At 51.7% G+C, this 5,324-nt stretch carries 5 protein-coding genes; all 5 read left to right on the top strand.

The window, feature by feature from the left end:
- Positions 1-1,420, top strand: a 1,420-nt coding sequence (hydG, locus tag L5656_RS10415) for a [FeFe] hydrogenase H-cluster radical SAM maturase HydG (RefSeq protein WP_297202688.1), incomplete at its 5' end; no start/stop codon positions are given.
- A gap of 68 nt (positions 1,421-1,488) precedes the next feature.
- Entirely contained in the window at positions 1,489-2,235 is a 747-nt protein-coding gene (locus L5656_RS10410) for a murein hydrolase activator EnvC family protein (protein ID WP_297202686.1), read from the top strand.
- Positions 2,183-3,109, top strand: a complete 927-nt coding sequence (locus tag L5656_RS10405) for a site-2 protease family protein (protein ID WP_297202684.1) — start codon at positions 2,183-2,185, stop codon at positions 3,107-3,109. The genes L5656_RS10410 and L5656_RS10405 overlap by 53 nt, the downstream gene beginning before the upstream one ends.
- Positions 3,110-3,230: 121 nt before the next feature.
- Positions 3,231-5,126 (top strand): TIGR03960 family B12-binding radical SAM protein, encoded by a 1,896-nt coding sequence (locus L5656_RS10400; protein ID WP_297202682.1) that lies wholly within the window; start codon positions 3,231-3,233, stop codon positions 5,124-5,126.
- Positions 5,110-5,324 (top strand): TIGR03936 family radical SAM-associated protein (locus L5656_RS10395; protein WP_297202680.1); only part of this gene is annotated, 215 nt, incomplete at its 3' end. The genes L5656_RS10400 and L5656_RS10395, both read left to right, overlap by 17 nt.

Below are 5,324 nucleotides of genomic sequence, written 5' to 3'. Positions count from 1 at the left end.
AGGAGGTAACGGTATTATGGCTATGGCAGATCCTGGGCAGAAACAGGAAAGGGAGCTTACTGACATAGTTGATCCTAAGCTGGTTACCGACCTTTTGTCCACCCCTCCCCCAGGACCGGCAGGTCTTAAGAGCATATTGCGTAAAGCCAGGGAGCTTAAAGGTTTGACCCTAGAGGAAGCTGCTGCTCTCCTAAATCTTAACGAAGAGAGCGAGCTTCAAGACATATATGCTGCTGCCGGGGAGGTTAAGCAGAAGGTATACGGACGGCGCATCGTATTGTTTGCTCCCCTCTATATTAGCAATCGTTGCAGCAATAACTGTCTTTACTGCGGTTTCCGGAGGGATAACCGCAGCCTTAAACGTAAAGTGTTAGCGCCGGAGGAGATCGGGCGGGAGGCCCGGGCTCTGGCTGAGAAGGGTTTTCAAAGGGTGCTTCTGGTAGCAGGAGAAGGCCATGAGGGTACCGATGTGGATTATCTGGTAGAGGCTGTTAAGGCTGTATACCGCTATTCTCCTTTACGCATAGTTCACCTTAATGTTGCTCCCCAGACGGTGGCGGGTTTCAAGCGGCTAAAGGAAGCTGGGGCTGGTGTTTACCAGTGCTTCCAGGAGACCTATCACCCCGATACTTATAGGTTGCTTCATCCTAGTGGACCTAAAGCTGATTATGGATGGCGTTTAACAGTCATGCACCGGGCCATGGAAGGTGGCTTTAATGATGTGGGCATGGGGGCTTTACTTGGTCTATATGATTACAGATACGAGGTTTTGGCTTCTATAAGCCATGCCCGGGCCTTGGAGCGAGATTACGGTGCAGGGCCTCATACTATGTCGATACCTAGGATGCGGCCTGCTAAAGGCGCAGCCCTCACTCAGGTTCCCCATCCTTTAAGCGATACTGATTTCCGTAAGGTGGTAGCCGTATATAGGCTGGCCTTGCCTTATGTGGGTTTGGTGCTCACTACTCGCGAGCGGCCGGAATTCAGGGATGAGCTTATCCATATCGGTATTTCCCAGATGTCGGCGGGTTCCTGTGTAAGCCCGGGAGGCTATGCGGAACCCGAAGATCCAGCGGCCCAGTTTGAAGTGAGCGATCACCGGCCGCTAGAGCGCATCCTCGAAATTATACTATCCCAAGGTTACCTTCCCAGCTTCTGCACGGCCTGTTACCGGGTGGGTAGAACGGGCGGCCGCTTCACGGGTCTTGCCCGCCAGGGGGAGATAAAACGGTTCTGTTTGCCCAACGCCCTTTTAAGCTTTAAAGAATATCTTTTAGATAAGGGGGCGCCTGAACTACGAAAAAAAGGTGAAAAAGTTATAGAGAAAGCTTTAGAAGAGATAGAAGATACAACCTTACGCCAAGCCACAGAGGCTAAACTTTCTAAGATTGAAGAGGGTTACCGTGATATTTACTTTTAGAGTCATATCCCCCGTGGACAGGCAATAAACATTAAAATAGAGCTTGCCTTTCCAGGGGGCAGAAAAATATGCGCTCCAATTGGGATTGGGAAGAAATCAAGGGAGCGCCTTTAGGCGGGATGGCCGGTCCGGGGCGTTCCCTTCCCCCCACCCGGTTTTTCGGGCAGTTCTTAAAACAAATACTAGCTGCAGTTTTAATTTTCTTGGCCTTGACCTTCGTTTTTCGTCTGGAAGGTCCGGGAGCTGCCCGCCTGCAAACGGCCTTACGTTATTACCTAAGGGATACAGCTTCGGATAAAACCCAGGTGGTGGCCGCTCTGATACGAGAAGGATTGTGGCTGGATACCTTTGACCGGTGGGTTTTCCATGGGCTAAATTCTCGTCAAGAAGCCGTACCCGCTTACAAACCAAGAGACGGAAGCCAGGAGCTGCCGGTCATGGCTTTGCCTGTCTCCGGGGAAATTATAAAGCCCTACGGATGGGTGACGGAAAAGGAGACCAGTAGTTTCCATCCGGGCATAGACATAAAGGCTAAAGGAGAAGCCCCGGTTAAGGCGGCCTTAGATGGACGGGTGGTGCGGGCGGGGGACGATCCGGTGTTGGTACGGGTAGTAGAGGTAGATCACGGTGGGGGGTTAGTCACCGTCTACGGGACGTTGGGTAAAATATACGTTCAGCCGGGCCAAGAGGTTCGTCAGGGAGATACCCTCGGGGTTCTAGCGCCTGGGCCGGCGGTGCAGCTACATTTCGAGGTACGGCAAGATGGCCGACCGGTGGACCCCTTACCTTTTTTGCTCCCGGCCGGCCAGATTTGATATGTGGTTGGGCAGGATAGCCAAAACGGAGATAGTTTTAAACGATTGTTTCCTTCTTCTGTTAGGCGTATACTTTTTATTGGGAGTCCTTCCTCAAGCTTTGATGCTTTTTATTTGTGTGGCCTGGCATGAAGTGTGCCACGCCTGGGTAGCGTACCGGGCAGGACTTCCCCCGAAAAGCCTTGAGCTTTTCCCCTTCGGCGGCGTAGCCCGTTTTTCAGTTCCCCTCGCCTTTTACCCTTCCAAGGAAGCCCGCATAGCCCTGGCCGGTCCTTTGGGAAGCTTTGTTTTAGCTTTGCTGGCTTTAATTTGTAAAAAGTTTGGCGGTGTAAGCTCGGATTGGCTTTCCTTTTTTTTGCAAGTTAATGTGATATTGGGGTGCTTTAACCTGCTTCCCGGTCTTCCACTAGATGGAGGACGCCTGTACCGGGCGTGGCGCACCTTCCAGGTAGGAGCTGGCCAAGCTACCTGGGAGGGAGGTGTACTGGGGCAAATCTGGGCCCTGCTTTTGGGCCTTGCAGGTTTAGCGGGTTTCTTTTGGGGTATTATGGATTTGCAAAGCGTTATATTAGCCCTTTTTCTGTTCAGTTTAGCCTCTACGGAAAAGGAGGCCTGGCCTTACTTGTTTTGGAGGCAGTTGTGGCGTACCCGCTACGACAGGGGAGAAGGTGTATTAAAGGAAGCGAGGTGGCTCGTGGCCAGTTGTGAACAACCGCTGGGGCGGATAGTGCGTCGCTTCCGTCCAGGCAAGTATAATGTGGTGGCGGTGCTGGATGGTCGGGGTAAGCTCTGCGGGCTAGTAGGAGAAAAGGAGATACTTCAGGCTCTTTTGGAGGGACGCTGGGCGGAACCTTTAGGGAAATTGCTGAGTTAGAGGCATAAAGTTAGAGGCATAAGTTAGTTAGAGGTAGAAATTATATTAGGGGGTATAAAATAAGCCCTATCTTTGCTATACTAGTGGCTGCAAGAATTGAAGGTTTAAAGGAGCGACGCAAGTGCCCTCCAAAGAATTAAAATCATACATAGTAGATAATGTTTTACCCCGAGTAGAAAAGCCTTCCCGTTACTTGGGCACTGAGTGGAACAGTGTTCATAAAAATTGGGATAGCACTTTAGTGCGCATGGCCTTTGCCTTTCCTGACCTTTATGAAGTGGGCATGTCCCATCTGGGGCTGGCCATACTTTACGGCCTGGTTAATGAACGGGACGGGATGCTTTTAGAGAGGGTTTTTGCCCCGGCCCCCGATTTAGAAGCCATCCTGCGGCAAGAAGGATTACCCCTTTTTTCCTTGGAATCCTACCGTCCCTTAAGTGACTTTGATGTAATCGGCTTCACCCTCCAGTATGAACTTACATATACCACCATCCTCAATATGTTGGATTTGGCGGGTATACCCCTGTTGGCGCGGGAGCGCGGCCAGGAACACCCCTTAATTATCGGAGGGGGTCCCTGCGCCTGCAACCCGGAACCCTTAGCACCTTTTTTTGATTGCTTTGTTTTAGGCGATGGGGAGGAAGTTTTGCTTAAGCTTCTAGAACTGGTAGGGGAACTCAAGGGATCTCCTAATGGGAGGGTGAACCGGGAGGAATTTTTGCGCCGGGCCGCCACCATCCCCGGCATTTATGTTCCTTCTTTTTACGACGTTCTCTACAGGGATGACGGAACTATTAAAGAGATAAGGCCTAAGTTTCCGGGCGTCCCGGAGAAGGTAAAAAAGGCGGTAGTAGCCGATCTAGACACTACCTACTTCCCCTCCCGGCCCATCGTGCCCTACCTGGACGTAGTGCACGACCGCTTAATGCTAGAAATTATGCGGGGATGTACCAGGGGATGCCGGTTTTGCCAAGCCGGGGCCATTTACCGCCCGGTACGGGAGAGGGATATCAAGGTATTATTACGGCAGGCCGCAGAACTCCTCCGCAACACCGGGTACGAGGAAATCTCCCTGACTTCGTTAAGCAGCGCCGACTATACATGTATAGAGGAGCTGGCCTTAGCCCTGGCTGAAAGTTACGCTGATCAGGGTATAAGCATTTCCCTTCCCTCGTTAAGGGTAGATACCTTCAGCGTGCGCCTGGCCCATGCCTTGCAAAAGTTCCGGAAAAAAGGGACATTAACCCTAGCTCCTGAGGCCGGAACACAGCGGCTTAGGGACGTAATCAACAAAGGAGTAACTGCGGAAGACCTTTTAAGCGCTACAGGAGAGGCTTTTTCCGCTGGTTGGCAGCATATCAAACTGTATTTCATGATCGGATTGCCTACGGAGACGGAAGAAGATCTGGAGGGGATCGCAGAACTTGCTCGCGAGGTCCTGGAACAGGGACGGCGGTTAACTAAAGGTAAAAAGCCCAGGGTCACGGTAAGCGTATCTTCCTTTGTGCCCAAACCCCATACTCCTTTCCAGTGGGAGCCCCAAGCTCCTTTGGACAAACTTAAGGAAAAGCAGAAGTTTTTAAGGTTAAGACTAAAGGGCCCGGGTTTATATTTTAGCTGGCACCAGCCGGAGATGAGTTTTTTAGAGGCGGTTCTTGCCCGGGGAGACCGCCGGTTAGGACAAGCTTTATTTGTGGCCTGGCGGGAAGGAGCAAGGCTTGAGGGATGGTCTGAACATTTCCGGTATGAGGCTTGGGAGAAGGCCTTCCGGGCTTGCGGGCTGGAGCCAGCTTTTTATGCTTATCGCCGCCGGGAATATCTAGAGAAGTTTCCCTGGGATCACCTGGATTTTGGTGTAAGTAAAGACTTCTTATGGGAGGATTACCAACGGGCCATGGCTGGCCAAGTAACCCCTGATTGCCGTTCGGGACGGTGTTGGTCCTGCGGGGTATGCCCTGGGTTAAAGGTGAAGATGAATCTAAAGGGGGAGGCGCGTAGCTTTGCGCCTACGGGTTAAATTTGCCAAAGTGGGTACAGGTAGGTTCTTAAGCCAGCTGGAGGTGATGCGGGTTTTACAAAGGGCAGCACGGAGGGCCGGGCTTCCTTTAGCTTTAACAGAGGGTTTTAATCCCCACCCCCGCATGTCCTTCGGCCCCGCTTTAGCAGTAGGTGCAGAGAGCGAAGCTGAATATGTGGACTTAGAATTAAAGGAACC

It is taken from the genome of Thermanaeromonas sp. (genome assembly GCF_021890735.1).
Lineage (GTDB): Bacteria > Bacillota > DSM-521 > Neomoorellales > Neomoorellaceae > Thermanaeromonas.
The sequence above is the reverse complement of the archived record's forward strand: the minus strand, read 5'-3'. Positions and strand labels throughout refer to the sequence as shown.

Coding starts and splice junctions, on each gene's coding strand:
- L5656_RS10410 (WP_297202686.1), top strand. CDS start 1,489: ATGCGCTCCAATTGGGATTGGGAAGAAATCAAGGGAGCGCCTTTAGGC.
- L5656_RS10405 (WP_297202684.1), top strand. CDS start 2,183: ATGGCCGACCGGTGGACCCCTTACCTTTTTTGCTCCCGGCCGGCCAGA.